Raw genomic sequence first — 21850 nt, forward strand, 5'->3', positions numbered from 1 at the left:
AGAACTACCGTCAGGTAACGAGCACCCCGTTGAGCAAAGGAGCGGACCATGGCTGCACCCCAGCGAATCGTGATCGTCGGCGGCGGCCTGGCCGGAGCCGGTGCCGCGGCGGCCCTGCGCGAAGGCGGCTATCCGGGGGAGGTGCTGCTGTTCGGCGCGGACGCGCACCGGCCGTACGAGCTGCCCGCGCTGTCGAAGGGGCTGCTGATCGGGGACGCCGAGGAGCCCGACTGGGTCCGTGACCAGAACTTCTACGCCGAGCACGACGTCACGCTGCACCTCGGGACCAGGGTCACCCGGATCGAGATGGGCGCGCGGCTGGTGCTCGACGCGGCCGGTGGGGAGCACCGGTACGACCGGCTGCTGCTGGCCACCGGTTCGAAGCCGCGCTCGCTGCCGGTGCGTGGTGCGGACCTGACCGGCATCCACACCCTGCGCACCCTCGACGACGCGCTCGCGCTGCGGGCCGCGTTCGCCAAGTCGGACCGGGTGGTGATCATCGGCTCGGGCTGGATCGGTTCGGAGGCGGCCGCGGCCGCGCGCAAGCACGGTGCCGAGGTGACCGTGGTCGGCATGGAGTCGACGCCGTTGGAAAGCGTGCTCGGCACCGAGATCGGCGGGGTCTTCCACGACCTGCACACCGAGCAGGGTGTGCGGTGGCGGCTGCGCAGCTCGGTGGCGGACTTCGTCGGTGATGAGGGCGCGGTCACCGGCGTGCGGCTGACCGACGGTTCGGTGCTGGAGGCCGACGTGGTGCTGCTCGCTGTCGGCGCCGCCCCGGAAACGGGCCTTGCCCACGCGGCCGGCCTGGACCTGTCCGAGGACGGCGGTGTTTGCGTCGACGCCTACCTGCGCACGGCCTCGCCGGACATCTACGCCGCCGGGGACGTCGCTTCGCAGTTCCACCCGAAGTACGAGCGGCGCCTGCGGGTCGAACACTGGGCGAACGCGAAGAACCAGGGCGAACACGTCGCGAAGAACATGCTGGGTGAACACGAGCCATACCAGCGCGCGCCGTATTTCTTCAGTGACCAGTATGACACCAACACGGGTCCTGGGATCGGGTGCGAGTACCGAGGACTCGCGAACCTTGAGACGGACAGGCTGGTGGTGCGGGGCAGCCTGCGGGAACGTGAGTTCATCGCTTTCTGGTTGAGCCCTCAGGGCACGATCACAGCGGCCATGAACGTGAACGTCTGGGACAGCAGCGACGCCCTACAGCACCTCGTGAACGACCGTGTGAGCGTGACGAGTGATGAGCAGCTAGTGAGCGGGGACCTAGGCAGCCTCACGTAACGGCCGTAGTCGGAGATGCAACACTCCGCCCAAATCTCCCCCGTCCCCGATCCAAAGCCAAAAACACAGAAAAGAACCCGATGTCAAGGCATCTTTCCCGCCTTGACATCGGGTTCTTTTCTGTAGTCACTCTAAAAAAGAGGGGCGGTCACCCCTGCCTCAACCCCAAAGAAGCAATCAAATCCAGCATCTCCGCCCGATACAACTTCGCCGGCTCCGATGTCTGCGACCCCAAATGCCCATACATCTCCAACGCGACGAGTCCATGCATCCGCCCCCACATGCGCAACGAAAGAGCAACCGCGACCGGAGGCAACCCCGGATAACTGGCCTGGAACTCGGCAACCAAACCCTCGTCGAAATCGCCCCACGAATGGTCCCCGGCCAGCGAACCCCCCGAAATCAACGGCCAAGCGTCCCCGACAAGCGAAGTAAGGCCGGCACAAGCGCGATGCTCAGCTTCAGCAGCGGGCCCACCGGGAGGCGGCTGATAGCCAGGAACCGGATCACCGTAGATCAAGCGAAACCCCTGCGGATTCGCCACTGCCCACACGCGGAAAGCCTCCGCCCACGCCAGAATCCGCGCCCCCGCGCCATCGGCCGCGTCGCGTGCGGTGAACAGCGCGTCGACCAGTTCGGTGTACAGCTCCCGGATCAGCGTGGTGATCAGGTCGTCCCTGGTCCGGTAGTAGCCGTAGATCGCGCCGGCGGTCATGCCCATCTCGCGCGCGATCGCCCGCAGCGAGATCGCGTCCGGCCCGCCTTCGGCCATCAGCCGCAGCGCGATGCTCTTGATCTCCTGGGCGGTCTCCGCCCGCAAACGTTCCCGCCTGCTGGGGGTCGCGGTTTCCACCCTTGACACTCTACAGCGTTGCTCTACTGTTGCTCGTGTAGAAACTACACGGCGTTCAGAAAGTGAACAGCGACATGAGAATTGGCATCTTCGGCGCCACCGGCGTGATCGGGCAGCGGATCCTCGCCGAGGCCGAACACCGCGGCCACCGGGTCACGGCGTTCAGCCGGAACCTCGCAAAGAACCACCAGCAGGCGGACGTCCTCGATCCCGGCGACGCCATCGAAGGGCTGGACGTGGTGGTCAACGCGATCAACTCGGGCCGTGACCCCGAGACGGCCATCGAGAACGCGGAGATCTTCCCGGCCTCGGCGACCGCGCTGCTCAAGGCGCTCGAACGACGCCCGGCCACCCGGCTCATCGTGATCGGCGGGGCGGGCAGCCTGGAAATCAGCCCCGGCAGGCACCTCGTCGACTCCGACGGCTTCGCCGAGAGCCTGCCCGGACTGCTCGGCGTGCCGGCCGAATACGTGAAGGTGGTGCTGGCGCAGCGGGAGGCGCTCAGCCTGTACCGGCAGTCCGACCGCCAGTGGACCTATCTGAGCCCGTCGTCCTCGCTGATCCAGCCGGGGGAGCGCACCGGGCGCTACCGGCTCGGCGGCGACCAGTTGCTCGACGTGACCGCCGACATCTCCGCCGAGGACCTGGCGGTGGCGGTGCTCGACGAGATCGAGCTGCCCCGCCACCTCCAGCGGCGGTTCACCGTCGGTTCGGCAGCGTGAGGAAGGCGATCAGCGCGGCCAGGGTGAATCCGGTGATCACCACCGCCATCGGCACCGCGGAGCCCTGACCGCCGAGGCCGACCAGCGGGGTGGCCAGTCCGCCGACGACGAACTGCAGCACCCCGAGCAGCGCCGACGCCGAACCGGCGGTGCGCGGGTGTTCGGCCATCGCCAGCGAGGTGGCGTTCGGCATGATCAGCCCGATGCTGGAGATCAGCAGGAACAGCGGCGGCAGCAACACGGCCAGCGGAAGGTGCAGCGAGGTCGCCAGCAGGATGCCGAGCGCGCCGAGGCTGGCCAGGCCGAGACCGAAGCGCAGCAGGGCGCGCTCGCTGAACCGGCCGACGATCCGGCCGTTGACCTGCCCGAGCGCCACGATGCCGACCCCGTTCAGGCCGAACACCAGGCTGTACTGCTGCGGGCTCAGCCCGTAGACGTCCTGCAGCGCGAACGACGAACCGGCGATGTAGGCGAAAACCGCGCCGAACAGCAGGCCGGAGGCGAGCGCGTACCCGACGAAGTTCCGGTCGCGCAGCAGACCGCCGTAGGTCCGCATGATCGGCTTGAACTTCGCCGGGCGCCGGTTCTCCACCGGCAGCGGTTCGGGCAGGAACAGCGCGGAGATGATCAGCAGCAGGGCGCCGAACACGGTCAGCACCACAAAAACCCCGCGCCACGAGGTGAAGTTGAGCACCTGGCCGCCGACGATCGGCGCCAGGATCGGGGCCAGTCCGTTGACCAGCATCAGCATCGAGAAGAACCGCGTCATCGCGATGCCGGAGAACAGATCGCGCACGGTGGCCCTGGCGATCACGATGCCGGCCGCCGCGCCGACCGCCTGCAGCGTGCGCGAGGCGATCAGCAGTTCCGCGGTGGGGCTGAGCGCGCAGAGCACCGAGGCCACCACGTAGATCGCCAGCCCGGCGACCAGCGGCTTGCGGCGCCCGATCGCGTCCGAGAGCGGGCCGATCACGATCTGCCCGATCGCCAGCCCGACGATGAACGCGCTGAGCGTCAGCTGCAGGGTGGCGTCCGAGGTGGACAGCTCGCTGGTCATCACCGGCAGCGCGGGCAGGTACATGTCGATCGACAGCGGCCCGAACGCGGACAGCCCGCCGAGAATGAGCACGTACCGCGCGAGGCCCCGCTGCTTGCTCGGGCGTACGCCCTCGACCGCTTGGACCTGTTCGGTAGTACTCATCACGCTCCCGCCCGTCGGACACACCTTCCCGCGCTAACTTGCATAGCGCCACTAAATATTCCCGGCTGTGAGCCACCGCACCGACCTGGGAGACCAGTACACTTGTAGTGACTCCGACCGAAGGGAAGCATGGGCCGAAGCGACGCGTTCCTGACGCGCCACCGGTCCATCCTCATCCCGTTGCTGCTGGTCCTGCAGTTGTGGATCGCCGCCGCACCGACCGGCACGCCGGTGGTCCACGAGCCCCACCACGTCGGCTCGCTCGCCGCCGAACCGCTGCCGGAACCGCTCACCACGCGGCACGCGCCCGTCCCGGTAATCACCCAGATAGCCGTGCTGCCGCCGGACGCCGCCGAGCCGCCGGCCCCGGTCGAACACCGCACGGCGCACGTCGCGCCGCCGCACGCCGATCCCGGCCACCCCGGCGATCCGGCCGACGCCCGCGCACCTCCCGCGCGTTAGGCGCTGCCCCGCAACGCCGCTCACCTCCGAGCGGAAACGCCAGTGACCGCCCGGGCGTGAAGAGCGCGACCCGCCGGACAGCGTCCAGCAGAACCGTTCCCCGCACCCGTCACCGGAATCCATCGGTGGCGCGGTGTTCCCTGCTGCGCTCAAGGAGTTCCCCATGGCCACCGGTCATGCCCTGCTCGCCGTCGGCGGTGCCTTTCTCGCCGCCGGTGTGCTCGCCCGCCTCGGCGCCCGGATCGGGCTGCCCACCATTCCGCTGTTCATGCTGGCCGGCTTCCTGTTCGGCCCCAACACCCCCGGACTGTCCCTTGTGGACGATCCGGGGGAGATGAGCGTGCTGGCCGGGCTCGGCCTGGTCTTCCTGCTGTTCTACCTCGGCCTGGAGTTCTCCCTCGACGACCTGGTGTCGGGCGGGAAGAAGCTGGTCGGCGCCGGGATCGGTTACCTGGTGCTCAACATCGGCGGCGGGCTCGCCTTCGGCTTCGCGCTCGGGTGGGGCACCAGGGAGGCGCTGGTGATCGCCGGCGCCATCGGCATCTCGTCCTCGGCGATCGTGACCAAGCTGCTGCTGGAAACCCGGCGGATGAACAATCCCGAATCCCGCCTGATCATGGGCATCATCGTGATCGAGGACATCTTCCTCGCGCTCTACCTCGCCCTGTTGCAGCCGGTGCTCAGCGGTGCCGACGACTTCGCCGCCGCGCTCGCCGACTTCGGCAAGGCCTTCGCCTTCCTGCTGGTGCTCGCCGCGCTCGCGCGCTGGGGCGGCAAGCTGGTGTCGAAGCTGTTCGGCTCGGCCGACGACGAGCTGCTCACCGTCTGCTTCGTCGGGGTCGCCGTGCTGGGCGCCGCGCTGGCCGAGGAGGTCGGCGTGTCCGACGCGATCGGCGCGTTCATGGTCGGCATGATGCTGGGCGGGTCGAAGGTCGCCCCGCGCATCCACAAGCTGGTGCTGCCGCTGCGTGACGCCTTCGGCGCCCTGTTCTTCTTCATCTTCGGCCTGAGCATCGACCCGCGTGCGGTCGGCACGGTGGTGGTGCCGGTGCTGATCGCGGTCGCGCTCACCCTGGTGCTGAACCTGGCCGCCGGTGCCTTCGCCGCGAAACTGCACTCCTACGACCGGCAGCAGGGCGTCGACATCGGGCTGACCGTGCTCACCAGGGGCGAGTTCTCGCTGGTGCTGGCCACCATGGCCACCGCGGCCGGGCTGGACGCCAGGGTGGCCCCGTTCGTCGCCGGGTACGTACTGCTGCTGGCGATCATCGGCCCGCTCGCGGTGATCCGCTCCGAGTGGCTCACCCGTAGGCTGCTGCAAGTGAGCGTGAGGAGGCGACGGTGACCCGGTTCGGCGGCTACCAGAACGAGATCTACCTGCAGGGACTCGGCGGCGCGAAGCCGCTGTTCTCGACCGACCCGACGAAGCTGGAGGAGTCGGCGTCGAACCTGCTCGACCCGGCGCCGTTCGCCTACGTCGCCGGTGGCGCGGGCTCGGCGGCCACCGTGCGCGCCAATCGCGAGGCCTTCGACCGCTGGCGCATCGTGCCCCGCATGCTGACCGGCGCCACCGAGCGGAACCTGTCGGTCTCGGTGCTCGGCACCGAGCTGCCCGCCCCGGTGGTGCTGGCGCCGATCGGCGTGCAGTCGATCGTGCACCCCGACGCCGAGTCGGCCACCGCGCGGGCCGCCGCCTCGCTGGGCCTGCCGATGATCCTGTCCACCGCCTCGTCCACCTCCATCGAGGAGGTGGCCGCGGCGAACGGGGCCGGACCGCGCTGGTTCCAGCTCTACTGGCCGGGTGATCCCGACGTCTGCGCGAGCATCCTGGCGCGGGCGAAGAAAGCGGGTTACTCGGTGCTGGTGGTCACCCTGGACACCTGGACGCTGGCCTGGCGCCCGGCCGACCTCGACCAGGCGTACCTGCCCTTCCTCAACGGCGAGGGCATGGCGGTGCCGTTCACCGACCCGGCCTTCCGCGCGCTGCTGGAGAAGACGCCGGAGGAGGACCCGCCGTCGGCGATCCTGCGCTGGATCTCGCTGGTCACCGGCACCGACCGCACCTGGGACCAGTTGACCTTCCTGCGTGAGCACTGGGACGGCCCGATCGTGCTCAAGGGAATCCAGCACCCCGACGACGCGCGCAAGGCGGTGGACGCGGGCATGGACGGCATCGTGGTGTCCAACCACGGCGGCCGCCAGGTCGACGGCGCGATCGCCTCGCTGGACGCGCTGCCGGGCATCGCCGCCGCGGTCGGCGACCGGATCGAGGTGCTGTTCGACTCGGGCGTGCGCACCGGTGCCGACGTGGTCAAGGCGCTGGCGCTGGGCGCGAAGGCGGTGCTGCTCGGCCGTCCGTACGTCTACGGCCTCGCGCACGCCGGCGAGGACGGCGTCCGGCACGTGCTGCGCGGGCTGCTCGCCGACTTCGACATGACGATGGGGCTCTCAGGCAACGCCGATGTCGCCGGGCTGGACGCGGACGTCCTGGCCAGGGCGTGACCGCGGCGGCCGGGCGCCGAACCAGCCGGTCGCGAACAGCACCACGCCCGCGGTGATCGCCACCACGCAGGCGACGTCGGTGTGGTAGGTGGTCGCGGGCCAGACCCCGGTCGGCAGCGCGACCAGGTACCAGTAGAGCGAGGAGACGGCCATGTCGCCGAGCACCACGCTGGTCACCACGCCGGCCGCACCGGCCAGCGCCACCCCGCGGTAGAGCGAGCGGCTGCCCGCGCCGAACATCCGGAAGGCGCCGATCCCGGCCGCGGTGAAGCCGAGCATGGTGAGCAGCGAGTCGAGGATGAAGCCGGGCCCCGGATCCAGTTCCGGGGCGGGCTGGCGCTCGATCGCGCTCTGGTAGACCGAGGCCAGCGAAGCCGCGTCCGCGTTCGCCGCGCTGGGCCCGGCCAGCTCGGTGACCTCGGGCAGGCCCTCCAGCCCCCAGCTGAGTTCGATCGCGCCCTCGATCTTCGAGGTGATCCCCGGCGCGTTCTGCCTGGTCAGTTCCGCGGTCACCCACGGACCCGCCGAGACGGTCGCCGCCAGCACCAGTCCGGCCACCACGGCGATCAGGCCGGGCAGCCAGCGGGGAGTTCTTTCACCGGTCACGGCGTACAAGAGTATTGCCTGCCGCGTGCGCTCCGTCACGCGACGCGGTAATTCGGCGGACCGGACGATCGACCGGCGGTATTCTCGACGCCGTATGTCTGCGAAATCCCCCCTCGATGGCCTCCGGTCCCGCCTGCCGGAATTGATGCCGCGCGACCGGTCCCGGCTGCGACGGCGGCTGGAAGGTGCCCGCAAGGCGCGTGACGTCGAGGCGGTCGCCGCGCGGATCGAGGCCGACATCGCCGCCGCCGAGCAGCGCGTGGCGAACCGGCGCGCCGCGGTGCCGAAGCTCAGCTATCCGGCGGAACTGCCGGTCAGCCAGCGCAAGGACGACATCGCCGCCGCCATCCGCGACCACCAGGTGGTGATCGTGGCGGGGGAGACCGGTTCCGGCAAGACGACGCAGCTGCCGAAGATCTGCCTCGAACTCGGCCGCGGGGTGCTCGGCCAGATCGGCCACACGCAGCCGCGGCGCCTGGCCGCGCGCACGGTGGCCGAGCGCATCGCCGACGAGCTGTCGACCCAGGTCGGCGAAACCGTCGGCTACAAGGTGCGGTTCACCGACCAGGGTGACGAGAACACCCTGGTGAAGCTGATGACCGACGGCATCCTGCTGGCCGAGATCCAGGGCGACCGGATGCTCCGGCAGTACGACACGCTGATCATCGACGAGGCGCACGAGCGCAGCCTCAACATCGACTTCATCCTCGGTTACCTCAAGCAGCTGCTGCCGCGCCGCCCCGATCTCAAGGTGATCATCACCTCGGCGACGATCGATCCCGAGCGGTTCTCGCGCCACTTCGACGACGCGCCGATCGTGGAGGTCTCCGGCCGCACGTACCCGGTCGAGGTGCGGTACCGGCCGATCATCGACCCGGAGGATCCCGACGCCGACCCCGATCGCGACCAGATCTCGGCGATCTCGGACGCGGTGGCCGAGCTGTCCGCCGAAGGCCCCGGCGACATCCTGGTCTTCCTGTCCGGCGAACGGGAAATCCGCGACACCGCCGACGCCCTGTCCAAACAGGACCTGCGCAACACCGAGATCCTGCCGCTGTACGCGCGGTTGTCCTCGGCCGAGCAGCACCGGGTGTTCCAGCGGCACACCGGGCGCCGGGTGGTGCTGGCCACCAACGTCGCCGAGACCTCGCTGACCGTGCCCGGCATCAAGTACGTGGTGGACCCGGGCACCGCGCGCATCTCCCGCTACAGCCATCGCACGAAGGTGCAGCGGCTGCCGATCGAGGCGGTCTCGCAGGCGTCGGCCAACCAGCGCAAGGGCCGCTGCGGCCGTACCTCGGACGGCATCTGCGTCCGGCTGTACTCCGAGGACGACTTCCTGGCCCGGCCGGAGTTCACCGATCCGGAGATCCTGCGCACCAATCTCGCCTCGGTCATCCTGCAGATGACCTCGCTCGGCCTCGGTGACATCGCCGCCTTCCCGTTCGTCGAACCGCCGGACCGCCGCCAGATCGCCGACGGCGTGAACCTGCTCCAGGAACTGGGCGCGTTCGACGCCTCGGCCACCGAGGTCAAGGACCGGCTCACCGACGTCGGCCGCAAGCTCGCCCAGCTGCCGGTGGACCCGAGGCTCGGGCGGATGGTGCTGGAGGCGGCGAAGGCCGGCTGCGTGCGCGAGGTGCTGGTGATCGCCTCCGCACTGTCCATTCAGGACCCGCGCGAGCGGCCGGCGGACAAGCAGCAGGCGGCGGGCGAGAAGCACGCGCGCTTCGCCGACAAGAGCTCGGACTTCCTCGCGTACCTGAACCTGTGGCAGTACCTGCACGAGCAGCAGCGCGAGCTGTCCGGCAACCAGTTCCGCAAGCTGTGCAAGGCGGAGTTCCTGAACTACCTGCGGGTGCGGGAGTGGCAGGACGTGCACAGCCAGCTGCGGCGGCTGACCAAGCAGCTTGGCGTCACCCCGAACACCACCGACGCGGACCCGCAGCAGGTGCACACCGCGCTGATCTCCGGGCTGCTCTCGCACATCGGGCTCAAGGACCCGGCCAAGGGCGACTACCTCGGCGCCCGCGGCGCTCGGTTCTCGATCTTCCCCGGTTCGGCGTTGTTCAAGAAGCAGCCGCGCCTGGTGATGTCCGCCGAGCTGGTGGAGACCTCGCGCCTGTGGGGCCGGGTCAACGCGCGCATCGAGCCGGAGTGGGTGGAGCCGCTGGCCGCGCACGTGGTCAAGCGCAGCTACTCCGAGCCGCACTGGGAGCGCAAGCAGGGCGCGGTGATGGCGCTGGAGAAGGTCACCCTCTACGGCGTGCCGCTGGTGGCCGACCGCCGGGTGAACTACGGGCGCGTCGATCCCGAGCTCTCGCGTGACCTGTTCATCCGCAACGCGCTCGTCGAAGGCGACTGGCAGACCAGCCACAAGTTCTTCCACGAGAACCGCGCGCTGCTCGCCGAGGTCGAGGACCTGGAGCACCGGGCCCGCCGCCGCGACATCCTGGTCGACGACGAGACCCTGTTCGAGTTCTACGACCAGCGCCTCGGTGCCGAGGTGGTCTCCGCCCGGCACTTCGACACCTGGTGGAAGAAGACCCGGCGCGAGCAGCCGGACCTGCTCAGCTTCGAGAAGTCGATGCTGATCAACGCCACCGCCGGCGACGTCAGCGAGGCCGACTACCCGGACACCTGGACCACGCCCGAGGGCATCGCGCTCAAGCTGACCTACCAGTTCGAGCCGGGTTCCGACGCCGACGGCGTGACCGCGCACGTGCCGCTGCCGGTGCTGAACCAGGTCACCGCCGACGGTTTCGACTGGCAGGTGCCCGGCCTGCGCGAGGAACTGGTCACCGCGTTGATCAAGTCGCTGCCGAAGCCGATCCGCCGCAACTTCGTGCCCGCGCCGGACCACGCGAAGCTGGTGCTCTCGCGGGTGTCCCCGGCCGACGGCCCGCTGCTGGACGTGCTCGGCGACGAGCTGGAGGCGTTGCGCGGGGTGCCGGTGCCGCCGGAGTCGTGGCAGCCGGACGCGGTGCCGGACCACCTGAAGGTCACCTTCCGCGTGGTCGACGGCAAGAAGAAGCTCGCCGAGGGCAAGGACCTCGAAGCGCTGCGGCAGCGGCTGACCGGTGAGCTGCGGGCGTCGATCTCGAAGGCCGCCGACAACGTCGAACGGGCCGGGCTCAGCTCGCCCGCGTTCGGCGAGGTGCCGAAGGTGTTCGAGCGCAAGCAGCGCGGGCTGGAGGTCAAGGCGTACCCGGCGCTGGTGGACGAGGGCGAGACGGTCGCCGTCCGGATGCTCGAGACGCCCGCCGAGCAGGAGCACTCGATGTGGCTGGGCACGCGGAAGCTGTTGCGGCTCAACGTGCCTTCGCCGATGAAGTTCATCAACCGCAACCTGGGCAACCAGGCGAAGCTGGTGCTCAACCGCAACCCGCACGGCAGCGTCGCGGCCCTGCTGGAGGACTGCCTCAACTGCGCGATCGACGAGCTGATGGCCGCGGGCGGCGGGCCGACCTGGGACGAGGCCGGGTTCGCCGTGCTGCTGCAGCGCGTGCGGGCCGGGCTGAACGCGACCGTGGTGCGGGTGCTCGCCGACGTCGAGCAGGTGCTGCGGGCGTCGATCGACGTGGAGACGCGGCTGACCGAGGTGCGCGGCCCGGCGCTGGCCGAGTCGCTCGCCGACATCCGCCAGCAGCTCGGTGAGCTGGTCTTCCCCGGTTTTGTCACGGCCACCGGGTCGGCGCGGCTGCCGGACCTGGTGCGGTACCTGCGCGCGATCGAGCGGCGGCTGGACAAGCTGCCCAGCGATCCGGCACGCGACGTGGAACGCCTGCGCGAGGTCCACTGGTTGAGAGACGAGTACAAATCCCTTGTGGACGCGCAACCGCGCGGTACATCCTCGGGCGCACTGCGGGACGTGCGCTGGATGATCGAGGAGCTGCGGGTCAGCTTCTTCGCCCAGACGCTGCGCACCGCCTATCCGGTATCGGTGAAGCGGGTGCTGCGCGCGATGGACGACGCGGTGGTCCCCGCCGGTTAGACAGGGGAACGGCATGAAGAAGCTCATCGGGGTGGCGGCGGTCGCGCTGGCGGTCGGGGTCGGCGGGGGAGTGGCCGCGGCGGGGCCGTCCTCGCCGGAAGACACGCCGGGCGATGCCTTCAAGCGCACCGAGCTGTACTTCGGCTCGGTCAAGCCGGACGGCTCGGAGGTCACGCCCGCGGAGTTCGAGATCTTCGTGGACAAGGAGGTGACGCCGTCGTTCCCGGACGGCCTCACCCGCCTCGAGGGCAACGGCCAGTGGCGCAACTCCACCGGCGAGATCATCAAGGAACGCTCGTACGTGCTGATCCTGCTCTACCCGGTCGGCGACCGGGCCGCCAACGGCGAGATCCAGGAAATCCGCGAGGACTACAAACGGCTCTACGAGCAGGAATCCGTGCTGCGCGCGGACAGCACCGAGAAGGTCTCCTTCTGACGCCATCCCCGAATCCGGCGTGCAGCGTGAGCTGGCACTGCTGGGGCACCGCTCGCTGGCGGTCAACCTGCCGGGCACGGTGAGGGCTCGGGTTACACGCGCGCCTCCAGGCGCCGCAGGACCTCGACGCGTTCGCCGCGGCGCCGTCGGCGATGGCTGCAGCAACACCGTGCCGGAACTGCTCGACCGGGTGGTCTACCTCTCGGTGTGGTGCTGCGTGGACCGGACGGTGCCGGAGTACCTGGAGGCGCCCGAGTTCGCGGGCAGCAAGCTCGCGGTGCTCGACTGCTTCGAGCCGGACGAGATCCTCGACTTCGGCACCACGGTGGTGGATCCCGCGACCTGGGGGCGGGTGCCGCACACCTACGTCCGGCTCACCGGCGACCAGGCGCTGCCGCCCGCCATGCCGGACCTGATGATCGCCCAGGCCGACGCGCGCACCCCGGACAACATGCCGGATTCGGCTTTCACCCACATGTTTCCTCGCTCGCGGCCATCCTGGACAAGGCCGTGAGGGGGTAGCACGCTGGCTGGGTGACGCGGTTGCTGCGAGAGCTGGAGGCGGCCGTCGGCGGGGGATACCACGAGCTGAGTTCGGCGATTTCGCGTGCCGTCGCCGCCGTGGTGCCGCACGACGGCCTCCGGTTGGTGGGCACCGGCCCGGTGACGGGGTGCGGGCCGGGATCGTTCAGCTTCTGGCACGGGTACGACCCCGACTTCGGCCTCGCGGTGCTGCGGAATGCCTACGCGGGGCAGGACCGGATGCTCATGGCGGACCTCGCGCGACGGCCGTCCCCGGTCGGTGTCCGGTTGGTGGGTGCCTTCGGGGTCGGCAGCGAACTGCGGTTGCTGCTGCGGGACGGTCGCGGGGTGTGGGGCGTGCTGGAACTGCTGCGGTCGGAGGGCGGACGGTCGTTCGACGAGCACGACATGACCCGCGCGAGGCGGCTGGTCCCGGTGTTGATCGCCGTGCTGCGCGGGCACGTGACCGCGGGCCCGCTCGCTCCGGCGGTACCGGCGCTTTCGGCCGGCGTGCTCGTCGTCGGCCGGGACCACGTGGTCAAGGCGATGACCCCGGAGGCCCGGCGCTGGCGCGACCTGCTGCGGACGCGGCAGCACGCGCCGGACTTCACCAGTGCTTCGTACTGCCTCGGCCTCTCGATGCAGGCGCGCGCCCCCGGCTCACCGGCGGCTTTGGTCGTCGGCCCCGCCGCGAGCTACGGGCGCTGGGTCGCCTGCCACGCCGAACCCCTCTCCGACGGCGAGGTCGCCATCGTCATCGAGACGATCACCGGCGCGCGACTGCTGCCGTGGTTCTGCTCGTGGTACGGCATCACCGCGCGGGAACAGCAGGTCACCACCGAACTCCTGGACGGCGCCGCCCCGAAGCACATCGCCCGGCGGCTGGGCCTCTCACCCCACACGGTGCATGACCACCTGAAGTCGTTGTTCCGCAAAACCCACGTCACGTCGCGGGAGCAGCTCCACACCCTGCTGACCACGTGATGGGGGCAGTCACTTCGCGTCCGCGTAGGTGTCGACGGTGGAGATGTGCAGTGGGAAGCGGACCGGGCAGGAAGGGCCGAAAACGAGCGCCGAGGTTTCCTCCACCGCGTCCGTGATGCAGGTCTGCACCTCGGCGGCCAACTCCTCCGGCGCGTGCACGATGACCTCGTCGTGCTGGAAGAAGACCAGGTGAGCCGGGGCCGGTAGGCGTAGGCGCAGGGTGGCGATCAGGACCGCGGTCCAGTCCGCGGCGCTGGCCTGCACCACGAAGTTCCGGGTGAACCGGCCCCAGTCGCGGGCGGCGCGCAGGGCCCGGGCATCGGACGAACCGGAGGCGTCGCCGGTGAGGGCGCGCCACGCCGCCGACGGCGCCGGTGAGGTGCGGCCGAGTCGCGACACCACGCGCTCGCCGCGTTCCCCGGCCAGCGCGGCGTGCTCCACATAGGACACCGCGGCCGGGAACCGCTGGCGCAGCAACGCCAGCAGCGGCCCCGCCTCTCCTGAAGTGCCGCCGTACATCGCCGAGAGCATGGCGATCTTCGCCCGGCCCCGGTCGTCGAGGTCCTCACTGCGCGGGCCGGGCACCGTGCGGCCACCGGCGAACATCGCCTCGGCCAGGCTGCTGTACAGGTCCGTCGCGCCCGAAACCTCGGCGAGCCGCCTGTCCCCGGACAACGCGGTGAGCACCCGCGGCTCGAGCTGCGCCGCGTCGGCGACCACCAGCTTCCACCCCGGATCGGCTCGCACGCACACCCGCAGCGTGCGCGGGATCTGCAGCGCCGCCCCGCCACCACTGGCCCAGCGCCCCGACACCACCCCGCCGACCACCCAGATCGGCCGGAACCGGTCCCCGCGCACCCACGCGTCCAGCCACGCCCAGCCTGTCGCCGAGTGCAGCCGCGACAACTCCTTGTACTCCAGCAGCGGCGCCACCGCCGGATGCTCGATGCCACGCAGCACGTGCGCCCGCGCCGACGGCACCTCGATGCCCGCGTGCGCGAACGCCTTCACCACGCCGGGAGGGTGGTCCGGGTTCACCGGCCGCCCGCCGAAGGCCGCGCTGATCTCCTCGGCCAGCTCCGCCAGCCGCCGCGGCCGCTGCCCGGCCGGGACCCGCGGGCCGAGCAGCTCGGTGAGCAGCTGGTCGTGCACGTCCGCGCGCCAGGGCAGCCCGTCGAAGGCCATCTCGGCGGCGGCCAGCCCGCTCGCCGACTCGGCCGCGGTGAGCAGCCGGAACCGCTCCGGGTGCGGGGTCGCCGCGATCCGCCGCTCCTGCGCGGTCAGCACCGCCTCCGCCGCGTCGATCGCCCGGGTGCCCGGCGGCAGCCCGGAGCCGCGGGCGTCGAACAGCGCCGGCTGCGCCGTCTCGTGCGGGGGCGGGGGATCGGGTGGCGGCTCCAGCCCGTTCAGCCGCGCCCACGCCCCGGCCAGCCCCTTCGGCTCGCCGGACTTGCCCTCCGCCGCCAGCAGCAGGCCCTCGACCAGTGACAGGTCGTGCCCGCGCGCCACCCGCACCCCGGCCCGCAGCAGCACCGGGTACACCTGGTGCGCCGCCGGGAAGACCCAGCGCGGTCGGTGCTCCCGCTCCAGCTCGGCCACGCGCTTGGCCAGCTCGGCCGCGTCCACCGTGTCCAACCCGGCCACCTGGGCCGATCCGCGTTCATGCAGCGAGTACCGCTCCTCCCCTTCATCCACCACGAACAAGTGCACACCGCAGATTGTGCGCCTCACCACCGACAGAAACCGGGACCCTCGACAAGGGCGGCGCGCGCCGAATACTGTCGAACTGCGCATACCGACGGTATGGCAAATCTCGGCCGCTGCAGCAACGGAGGTGCCCGGATGAGATACCCGACCACTGTTTCCGAGCTGGTCACCAAGGTGACGGATACCGCGCGGAGCGTCGGGGTGCTGTGGCAGGCCGGGCTGGTCCCCTTCCCGAGACTCGACGAAGGGCTGCGCTCGCTGGTCGCCGTGCGCCGGTTCGGCCCGTTCGCCGGGGCCAACCACATCGCGGCCCGCCGCGACGCGCAGGCGGTCGGCCTGGTCGACGAGCTGGGCCCGCTGACCTTCAAGCAGCTCGACGACCGGTCCAACGCGCTGGCCAGGGCCTGGTCCGAGCGCGGGATCGGGGTGGACACCGTGGTCGCCGCGCTCTGCCGCGACCACCGCGGCCTGGTGATCGCCACGCTGGCCACCGGCAAGCTCGGCGCCCGCCTGCTCCTGATGAACACCGGCTTCGCGAAACCGCAGCTGATCGACGTGGCCCGGCGCGAGCGGGTCAAGGCGCTGGTCTACGACGAGGAGTTCACCGAGCTGCTCGCCGGCGTCGAAGGCGACCGCTACCTCGCGTGGACCGAGCCGGGCGGCGGCGAGCACGACGTGCCGGTGCTCGACGAGCTGATCGCCAGCACCGACGACCGCCCGCTGCCGACCCCGCCGAAGCCCGGCGGTTTTGTGCTGCTGACCAGCGGCACCACCGGCACGCCGAAGGGCGCGCCGCGGCCGAGCGTCTCCGCGCTCGACTCGGCGCAGCTGCTCGACCGCGTCCCGCTCCGGGTGGGGGAGAGCACCTTCCTGGCCGCGCCGATGTTCCACGCCACCGGGTTGTCGCAGTCCATTCTGTCCTTCGCGCTCGGCTCGAAGGTGGTGCTGCGCCGCAAGTTCGATCCGGAGGCCACGCTGCGCGGGATCGCCGAGCACCGCTGCACCGCGCTGGTGGTGGTGCCGACCATGCTCCAGCGGATCGTCGACCTCGATCCGGAGGTGATCGCCAAGTACGACACCTCGTCGCTGCGGATCATCTTCGTCGCCGGCTCGGCGCTCTCCCCGGACCTCGGCAACCGGGCCACCAAGCTGTTCGGCGACGTGGTGCACAACCTCTACGGCTCGACCGAGGTCGCGGTGGCCACGGTGGCCACGCCGGAGGACTGGCGGAAGGCGCCGGGCACGGTCGGCAAGGCCCCGGTCGGCTGCAAGGTGGTGCTCTACGACGAGCGGGGCGCGCGGATCACCGAACCGGGCGTGACCGGCCGGGTTTTCGTCGGCAGCGGGCTCAGCTTCACCGGCTACACCGACGGCCGGAACAAGGAGATCATCGACGGCCTGCTCTCCAGCGGCGACGTCGGGCACTTCGACGAGAACGGGCTGCTGTTCATCGACGGCCGGGACGACGAGATGATCGTCTCAGGTGGTGAGAACGTCTTCCCGATCGAGGTGGAGAACCTGCTGGTCGAACGCGAGGACGTGGTCGAGGCCGCGGTGATCGGGGTGGACGACGAGGAGTTCGGCCAGCGCCTGAAGGCGTTCGTGGTCCCGGCCGAGGGCGCTGACCTGGGCGAAGAGGAGATCAGGTCGTACGTGAAGGCGAACCTGGCGCGCTACAAGGTGCCTCGCGACGTCGAGTTCCTCGACGAGCTGCCGCGCAACGCGACCGGCAAAGTCCTTCGGTCCCAGCTGAAATAGGAGACGCGCGAACGCCAAGATCACCTACGAAAGTAGGTCAGCTCCACTCGATCCCGAACACGCCGGGGCCGAAGTCGAGCGCGACCGCGTGGACCGCGTTCGCGTCGTCGATTTTGAGCTCCCGGCGGGTTTCCGGTTCACTGGTGTTCCGGCGGGTGTATTGCCAACATTTCTCCGGAATCTTTTGCTGGTTGAAACTTACTTCCAAGAGGTATTCACGCACCGGCCGGTGGAATTCGCGGAACTGGGCCCGGCGCCATTCCGGGTTGGGTGGTCCCTCATTGGTCAGCGAGTACTCGATCAGCTGCGTCTCGCCCCGGTCGATGGGCCGGTCGAACAGCAGCTCCGCCACGGTCAGCCCGTGCTCGCTGTCCACCTCCACCTGGCCGAGGTGGCAGTTGCGCAACGCGGTCAGTTCGGGGGCGGCGGGCTGGCCCTGGTCGTACACCAGCAGCCACCGGTCCTGCCCGTCCGCGGTGGCCTGGAAAACGGCCCGCGCGGTGACCACTCGCGGGCCGTCGTTCTCCGACACCGCACAGTGATCGTGCAGTCCGACGAGCTTGAGCGACTGCTGCTGGTCGAGTGCGTGGGGTGCGCCGATGCGGGCCAGCATCGGCTTCAGCACGGTCTGTGCCGGGGTGGGTACGGAGCGCCCGCGGCGGGACGACGCGCCTCGCGGCCGGGGTGGCGGGAGCAGGCCCAGAAGTGCTCCGCTGGTCAGCTCCAGCACCTCCTCCAGCACCCGCACCGCGGAAATGGAGCTGGCCCGTTCCGGCTGCCGTTTTCCGGACTGCCAGTAACTGAGCGCGGTCACGCTGACCGAAACCCCGCGGGACTGCAATCGGGCCTGAATCCGGTCCAGGCTCAGGCCGCTCCCGGAAATGGCGCCGCGAAGCGCGGTGGCGAACGCCGTCGGCTCCTCGCTCATGCGATTTCCCACCCCCGGGACCGGCTACTCGTCGGTAACGATAGGGACAACATTAGCAGTGATCTGTAACGACTTCGGTTGGTAGCTCAGTGCTAACTTGTAGGCCAAACGGAGTAACCACGTACGGGTGAACGGCCCAGTACTGGTAACTGTGAATCATTGCCGGGGTGTCCGCCGCCGGGATTGCATGGCTGCCACGCAACCCAGGTCGGGAACGAGAAAGGCAGCTCATGGCGAACTCTCGGAAGCTTCGGCGCGGTACCACGGCAGGTGTCGCCGCCGCGGGCATCACGGCAGCGGTGGCCGCCTTCACCGCGGGCCCCGTGCAAGCGGCGGAAGGTCAGATCCTCGGCGCGAACGACGCGAACGCCGTCGCGGACAGCTACATCGTGGTGCTGAAGGGGACGGCGGCCGCGCAGGGCGACGTCAAGACGGCGGTGAGCACCCAGGCGCAGACGCTGGCTTTGCAGTATGGGGCCGAGGTCAGCCGGACCTACAGCTCCGCGCTCGAAGGCTTCTCGATCAAGGCCACCGCGGCCGAGGCCAAGAAGCTCGCGGCCGACTCCAAGGTCGCCTTCGTCTCGCAGAACAAGACGGTGCACGCCACCGAGACCCAGCAGAACCCGCCGTCGTGGGGCCTGGACCGGGTCGACCAGAAGGACCTCCCGCTGGACAAGGCCTACAACTACGACACCACCGCGGAGAACGTCACCGCGTACGTGGTCGACACCGGTGTGCTGGCCGACCACCCGACCTTCGAGGGCCGCGTGTCCGGTGGCAAGGACCTGATCGACAACGACGACGACGCCTCCGACGGCAACGGGCACGGCACGCACGTGGCCGGCACCATCGGCGGCAAGGAGTACGGCCTGGCCAAGGGCGTCAAGATCGTCCCGGTCCGGGTGCTGGACGACAACGGCAGCGGCACCACCGAGCAGGTCGTCGGCGGGATCGACTGGGTTGCCGAGAACGCCAGCGGCCCGTCCGTGGCGAACATGAGCCTCGGTGGCGGCGCCGACGAGGCGCTCGACGCCGCGGTCCAGGGTGCCATCGGCAAGGGCGTGACCTTCGCGGTGGCGGCGGGCAACGACTCGGCCGATGCGAGCGACTACTCGCCGGCTCGCGTCAAGGAAGCCATCACCGTGGCCTCCAGCGACGACCAGGACGCCCAGTCGACGTTCTCCAACTTCGGTGAGATCGTCGACATCTACGCCCCGGGCACGGACATCACCTCGTCCTGGAACGACGGTGCCGAGAAGACCATCAGCGGCACCTCGATGGCCACCCCGCACGTGGTGGGTGCCGCGGCGCTGTACCTGGCGGCCAACGAGTCGGCCACCCCGGCCGACGTGGCCGAGGCGCTGACCGGCGCGGCCACCCCGGACAAGATCACCAACCCGGGTTCGGGCACCCCGAACAAGCTGCTCTACACCGGTAAGTGAGCTTGAGCTGACCATCGAGCGGGGCCCGGCGTTCGCGCCGGGCCCCGCTTGTTACTTGCTAGTACGGTGTGGGCATGACCGTGCGGAAGAGGATCGTGATCACCGGGGCCAGCTCCGGTCTCGGTGAGGGCATGGCCCGCCAGTTCGCCGCTCGCGGGCGTGACCTGGCGTTGTGCGCGCGCCGGACCGACCGCCTGGACGCACTGGCCGCCGAGCTGCGGGCGGCGCACGGGGTGACCGTGCTGACCAGGGCGCTGGACGTGACCGACCACGACCGGGTGTTCGCGGTGTTCAAGGAGTTCCGCGAGGAGTTCGGCACGATCGACCGGGTCGTGGTCAACGCCGGTCTCGGCAAGGGCCAGCCGGTGGGCAGCGGCCGGTTCGACGCCAACAAGCAGACGCTCGAGACGAACCTCGTCGCCGCGCTCGCGCAGGCCGAGGCGAGCATGGAGATCTTCCGCGACCAGCGCGCCGGGCACCTGGTTTTTGTTTCCTCGTTCACCGCCCTGCGCGGGATGCCGAAGAACCTGACCGCCTACGCCGCGTCCAAGTCCGGGCTGGCCGCGCTGGCCGAAGGCATCCGGGCCGAGATGTCCGGCTCTCCGATCAAGGTGACCACGCTGCTCCCCGGGTACATCGACTCCGAGATGACCGCGCGCGCGGCCCGCCGCAACCCGCTGCAGATCGGCGCCGAAGCCGGGGCGCGGGCGATGGTCAAGGCGATCGAGCGCGAACCGGCCAAGGCGTTCGTGCCGACCTTCCCGTGGCTGCCGCTGAGCGTGGTCGTCCGGCTGGCCCCGACCTCGATGCTGCGGAGGTTCGCCTGATGGGCGCGATCTACCTGATCCGGCACGGGCAGGCCTCGTTCGGCGCCGAGGACTACGACCGGCTCTCCGACCGCGGCATCCGGCAGTCCGAAGTGGTCGGTGCCGAACTCGCACGGCGTGGGGTGGAGTTCGCGCTGGCGCGCTGCGGTTCGCTGTCGCGGCAGCGGGCGACCGCGGCCGGCGCGCTGAAGGTGCTGGGCGGTCCGGCCGAGGTCGGTGAGGACGCCCGGTGGAACGAGTACGACCACGTGGACATCGCCAAGCACCACGGCGGCGGCATCTCGCAGGACAGCGCCGACCCGCGTGCCTTCCAGGCCGCGCTGGACCAGGCGCTGGTCGACTGGGTGCTGGCCGGTGACGAGAGCCCGTGCGCGGAGACCTGGCCCGCGTTCCTGCACCGGGTCTCGGGCGCGCTGGCCGATCTGGCGGGCGCGCTGGGCAAGGGGCAGGACGCGGCGGTGTTCACCTCGGGCGGGGTGATCGCGGTGGTCTGCGGGGCGCTGACCGGGACCCCGGAGGCCGGGCTGGTGAAGTTCAACCGGGTGACGGTCAACGGTGGGATTACCAAGCTCGTCTCCGGACGTGGTGGGGTGAGTCTGCTGTCGTTCAACGAGCACGCGCATTTCTCGGGGGAAGCCGAAGCCCTGCTCACCTACCGATGACACCGAGGAGTTCCCGATGAAACCGTTCGGCCAGGTCCGCTTGCTCCCGGTGAACGGGAACGGCCCGGAAGACGTGGTGGTGGCCGCCGACGGGGCGATGTACACCGGTCTCGACGACGGCCGGATCATCCGGATCGCCGGGGACGGCCGCCGGATCGACCTGGTCGCCGACACCGGAGGACGCCCGCTCGGCCTGGAGTTGTACGGCGAGGACCTGTTGGTCTGCGACGCCTCGCGCGGACTGCTGGTGGTCTCGCCGGCGTCCGGTGCGGTGAAGGCGCTGGCCACTTCTGCGCTGGGCAAGCCGATCCTGGTGTGCAACAACGCCGCGGTCGCCGCCGACGGCACCATCTACTTCTCGGATTCGTCGGACCGCTTCCCGTTGCCGGCCTGGCGCGAGGACCTGATCGAGCAGCACGCGGGCGGACGCCTGCTCCGTCGTGCGCCCGATGGCGAGATTTCCCTGGTGGGGGATGGGTTGCAGTTCGCGAACGGGGTCGCGCTGGCGCCGGACGAGTCGTTCGTGGCGGTGGCGGAGACGGGCGTGTTCGCCGTCCGGCGGTACTGGCTGGACGGATCGGGGCGCCAGGACCTGCTGGCCTCGGACCTGTGGGGCTACCCGGACAACATCTCGACCGGTGGCGACGGGCTGATCTGGGTGACCCAGGCCAGCCCGCGCGTCGCCGCACTCGACCTGGTGCGACGACTGCCGGGTCCGCTGCGGCTCGGCGTGCGGCGACTGCCGACCCGCCTGCAACCGTCGCCTGCGCGCACGACAGGTGTGCTGGGCCTGTCGGCGGACGGCACCGTGGTGCACGAGTTCCGCGGGGAGATCCCGGACTTCCACATGGCGACAGGCGTGCGGGAGCGGGATGGCCTGTTGTACCTGGGCAGCCTGGAGGAACGGGCGATCGCGGTGACTTCCGTGAGCTAGGCGCGGGCGTGACC

General features: G+C 70.2%; 19 protein-coding genes. 14 read left to right on the forward strand and 5 right to left on the reverse strand.

Going from position 1 to position 21850, the window contains the following annotated elements; all coding sequences use genetic code 11:
• The first annotated feature begins 48 nt into the window (after nucleotides 1-48).
• Nucleotides 49-1296, forward strand: coding sequence for an NAD(P)/FAD-dependent oxidoreductase (locus YIM_RS10635; protein ID WP_153030196.1), 1248 nt, complete (start codon nucleotides 49-51; stop codon nucleotides 1294-1296).
• Between the two features lie 148 nt (nucleotides 1297-1444).
• On the opposite strand, the gene YIM_RS10640 is transcribed toward YIM_RS10635, so the two are convergent.
• Complete coding sequence (locus YIM_RS10640; protein WP_228004662.1) at nucleotides 1445-2149, reverse strand: TetR/AcrR family transcriptional regulator; 705 nt, start codon at nucleotides 2147-2149, stop codon at nucleotides 1445-1447.
• A 74-nt stretch (nucleotides 2150-2223) separates the two neighbouring features.
• Here YIM_RS10640 and YIM_RS10645 point away from each other — a divergent pair, with 74 nt between their 5' ends.
• The gene (locus YIM_RS10645) at nucleotides 2224-2871 is read left to right on the forward strand and encodes an NAD(P)-dependent oxidoreductase (RefSeq protein WP_153030197.1); all 648 of its coding nucleotides are present in this window, start codon (nucleotides 2224-2226) and stop codon (nucleotides 2869-2871) included.
• On the opposite strand, the gene YIM_RS10650 is transcribed toward YIM_RS10645, so the two are convergent.
• Nucleotides 2849-4072 carry a multidrug effflux MFS transporter gene (locus YIM_RS10650; RefSeq protein ID WP_153030198.1) on the reverse strand — a complete coding sequence of 408 codons (1224 nt, stop codon included), beginning with the start codon at nucleotides 4070-4072 and terminating at the stop codon, nucleotides 2849-2851. The genes YIM_RS10645 and YIM_RS10650 overlap by 23 nt on opposite strands.
• Before the next feature lie 129 nt (nucleotides 4073-4201).
• On the opposite strand from YIM_RS10650, the gene YIM_RS10655 reads away from it, so the two are divergent.
• The 3 genes from YIM_RS10655 (at nucleotide 4202) to YIM_RS10665 (ending at nucleotide 7036) form a co-directional block, all read left to right on the forward strand.
• Entirely contained in the window at nucleotides 4202-4534 is a 333-nt protein-coding gene (locus tag YIM_RS10655) for a hypothetical protein (protein ID WP_153030199.1), read from the forward strand.
• Between the two features lie 163 nt (nucleotides 4535-4697).
• Nucleotides 4698-5879 (forward strand): cation:proton antiporter, encoded by a 1182-nt coding sequence (locus YIM_RS10660; protein ID WP_153030200.1) that lies wholly within the window; start codon nucleotides 4698-4700, stop codon nucleotides 5877-5879.
• Nucleotides 5876-7036: a lactate 2-monooxygenase gene (locus tag YIM_RS10665; protein ID WP_153030201.1), complete on the forward strand. Its 1161-nt coding sequence runs from the start codon at nucleotides 5876-5878 to the stop codon at nucleotides 7034-7036. The genes YIM_RS10660 and YIM_RS10665 overlap by 4 nt, the downstream gene beginning before the upstream one ends.
• Here the strand turns inward: YIM_RS10665 and YIM_RS10670 are convergent.
• Nucleotides 6983-7642: a hypothetical protein gene (locus YIM_RS10670; RefSeq protein WP_153030202.1), complete on the reverse strand. Its 660-nt coding sequence runs from the start codon at nucleotides 7640-7642 to the stop codon at nucleotides 6983-6985. The genes YIM_RS10665 and YIM_RS10670 overlap by 54 nt on opposite strands.
• A gap of 94 nt (nucleotides 7643-7736) precedes the next feature.
• On the opposite strand from YIM_RS10670, the gene hrpA reads away from it, so the two are divergent.
• The 4 genes from hrpA (at nucleotide 7737) to YIM_RS10690 (ending at nucleotide 13578) form a co-directional block, all read left to right on the forward strand.
• Nucleotides 7737-11636: an ATP-dependent RNA helicase HrpA gene (hrpA, locus tag YIM_RS10675; protein WP_153030203.1), complete on the forward strand. Its 3900-nt coding sequence runs from the start codon at nucleotides 7737-7739 to the stop codon at nucleotides 11634-11636.
• A 13-nt stretch (nucleotides 11637-11649) separates the two neighbouring features.
• Nucleotides 11650-12072, forward strand: coding sequence for a DUF3574 domain-containing protein (locus tag YIM_RS10680; protein ID WP_153030204.1), 423 nt, complete (start codon nucleotides 11650-11652; stop codon nucleotides 12070-12072).
• 169 nt (nucleotides 12073-12241) lie between these two features.
• On the forward strand, nucleotides 12242-12586 hold the full coding sequence (locus YIM_RS10685; RefSeq protein WP_153030205.1) for a hypothetical protein: 345 nt from the start codon (nucleotides 12242-12244) through the stop codon (nucleotides 12584-12586).
• Between the two features lie 20 nt (nucleotides 12587-12606).
• Nucleotides 12607-13578 carry a helix-turn-helix transcriptional regulator gene (locus YIM_RS10690; RefSeq protein ID WP_228004663.1) on the forward strand — a complete coding sequence of 324 codons (972 nt, stop codon included), beginning with the start codon at nucleotides 12607-12609 and terminating at the stop codon, nucleotides 13576-13578.
• A 9-nt stretch (nucleotides 13579-13587) separates the two neighbouring features.
• Here YIM_RS10690 and YIM_RS10695 read toward each other — a convergent pair whose 3' ends face one another.
• Nucleotides 13588-15288 carry a bifunctional 3'-5' exonuclease/DNA polymerase gene (locus tag YIM_RS10695; RefSeq protein WP_228004664.1) on the reverse strand — a complete coding sequence of 567 codons (1701 nt, stop codon included), beginning with the start codon at nucleotides 15286-15288 and terminating at the stop codon, nucleotides 13588-13590.
• Between the two features lie 132 nt (nucleotides 15289-15420).
• Here YIM_RS10695 and YIM_RS10700 point away from each other — a divergent pair, with 132 nt between their 5' ends.
• Nucleotides 15421-17043 carry an acyl-CoA synthetase gene (locus tag YIM_RS10700; protein WP_153030207.1) on the forward strand — a complete coding sequence of 541 codons (1623 nt, stop codon included), beginning with the start codon at nucleotides 15421-15423 and terminating at the stop codon, nucleotides 17041-17043.
• A gap of 37 nt (nucleotides 17044-17080) precedes the next feature.
• Here YIM_RS10700 and YIM_RS10705 read toward each other — a convergent pair whose 3' ends face one another.
• Entirely contained in the window at nucleotides 17081-17971 is an 891-nt protein-coding gene (locus YIM_RS10705; protein ID WP_153030208.1) for a hypothetical protein, read from the reverse strand.
• Between the two features lie 230 nt (nucleotides 17972-18201).
• On the opposite strand from YIM_RS10705, the gene YIM_RS10710 reads away from it, so the two are divergent.
• The 4 genes from YIM_RS10710 to YIM_RS10725 all read left to right on the forward strand — a co-directional run bounded on the left by YIM_RS10710 (nucleotide 18202) and on the right by YIM_RS10725 (nucleotide 21836).
• A complete protein-coding gene (locus YIM_RS10710; RefSeq protein WP_153030209.1) occupies nucleotides 18202-19413 on the forward strand; it encodes a S8 family peptidase in 1212 nt (403 codons plus the stop codon).
• A 74-nt stretch (nucleotides 19414-19487) separates the two neighbouring features.
• The gene (locus YIM_RS10715) at nucleotides 19488-20240 is read left to right on the forward strand and encodes an SDR family oxidoreductase (RefSeq protein WP_153030210.1); all 753 of its coding nucleotides are present in this window, start codon (nucleotides 19488-19490) and stop codon (nucleotides 20238-20240) included.
• Nucleotides 20240-20902, forward strand: coding sequence for a histidine phosphatase family protein (locus YIM_RS10720; protein ID WP_153030211.1), 663 nt, complete (start codon nucleotides 20240-20242; stop codon nucleotides 20900-20902). The genes YIM_RS10715 and YIM_RS10720 overlap by 1 nt, the downstream gene beginning before the upstream one ends.
• 16 nt (nucleotides 20903-20918) lie before the next feature.
• Nucleotides 20919-21836 carry an SMP-30/gluconolactonase/LRE family protein gene (locus YIM_RS10725; protein ID WP_153030212.1) on the forward strand — a complete coding sequence of 306 codons (918 nt, stop codon included), beginning with the start codon at nucleotides 20919-20921 and terminating at the stop codon, nucleotides 21834-21836.
• Nucleotides 21837-21850 lie beyond the last annotated feature (14 nt).

The organism is Amycolatopsis sp. YIM 10 (assembly GCF_009429145.1).
GTDB lineage: Bacteria > Actinomycetota > Actinomycetes > Mycobacteriales > Pseudonocardiaceae > Amycolatopsis.

What these genes read in the sequence shown, in the direction of transcription:
- YIM_RS10635 (WP_153030196.1), top strand. Translation starts at nt 49, where the DNA reads ATGGCTGCACCCCAGCGAATCGTGATCGTCGGCGGCGGCCTGGCCGGA.
- YIM_RS10645 (WP_153030197.1), top strand. Translation starts at nt 2,224, where the DNA reads ATGAGAATTGGCATCTTCGGCGCCACCGGCGTGATCGGGCAGCGGATC.
- YIM_RS10650 (WP_153030198.1), bottom strand. Translation starts at nt 4,072, where the DNA reads ATGAGTACTACCGAACAGGTCCAAGCGGTCGAGGGCGTACGCCCGAGC.
- YIM_RS10655 (WP_153030199.1), top strand. Translation starts at nt 4,202, where the DNA reads ATGGGCCGAAGCGACGCGTTCCTGACGCGCCACCGGTCCATCCTCATC.
- YIM_RS10660 (WP_153030200.1), top strand. Translation starts at nt 4,698, where the DNA reads ATGGCCACCGGTCATGCCCTGCTCGCCGTCGGCGGTGCCTTTCTCGCC.
- hrpA (WP_153030203.1), top strand. Translation starts at nt 7,737, where the DNA reads ATGTCTGCGAAATCCCCCCTCGATGGCCTCCGGTCCCGCCTGCCGGAA.
- YIM_RS10680 (WP_153030204.1), top strand. Translation starts at nt 11,650, where the DNA reads ATGAAGAAGCTCATCGGGGTGGCGGCGGTCGCGCTGGCGGTCGGGGTC.
- YIM_RS10700 (WP_153030207.1), top strand. Translation starts at nt 15,421, where the DNA reads ATGAGATACCCGACCACTGTTTCCGAGCTGGTCACCAAGGTGACGGAT.
- YIM_RS10705 (WP_153030208.1), bottom strand. Translation starts at nt 17,971, where the DNA reads ATGAGCGAGGAGCCGACGGCGTTCGCCACCGCGCTTCGCGGCGCCATT.
- YIM_RS10710 (WP_153030209.1), top strand. Translation starts at nt 18,202, where the DNA reads ATGGCGAACTCTCGGAAGCTTCGGCGCGGTACCACGGCAGGTGTCGCC.
- YIM_RS10715 (WP_153030210.1), top strand. Translation starts at nt 19,488, where the DNA reads ATGACCGTGCGGAAGAGGATCGTGATCACCGGGGCCAGCTCCGGTCTC.
- YIM_RS10720 (WP_153030211.1), top strand. Translation starts at nt 20,240, where the DNA reads ATGGGCGCGATCTACCTGATCCGGCACGGGCAGGCCTCGTTCGGCGCC.
- YIM_RS10725 (WP_153030212.1), top strand. Translation starts at nt 20,919, where the DNA reads ATGAAACCGTTCGGCCAGGTCCGCTTGCTCCCGGTGAACGGGAACGGC.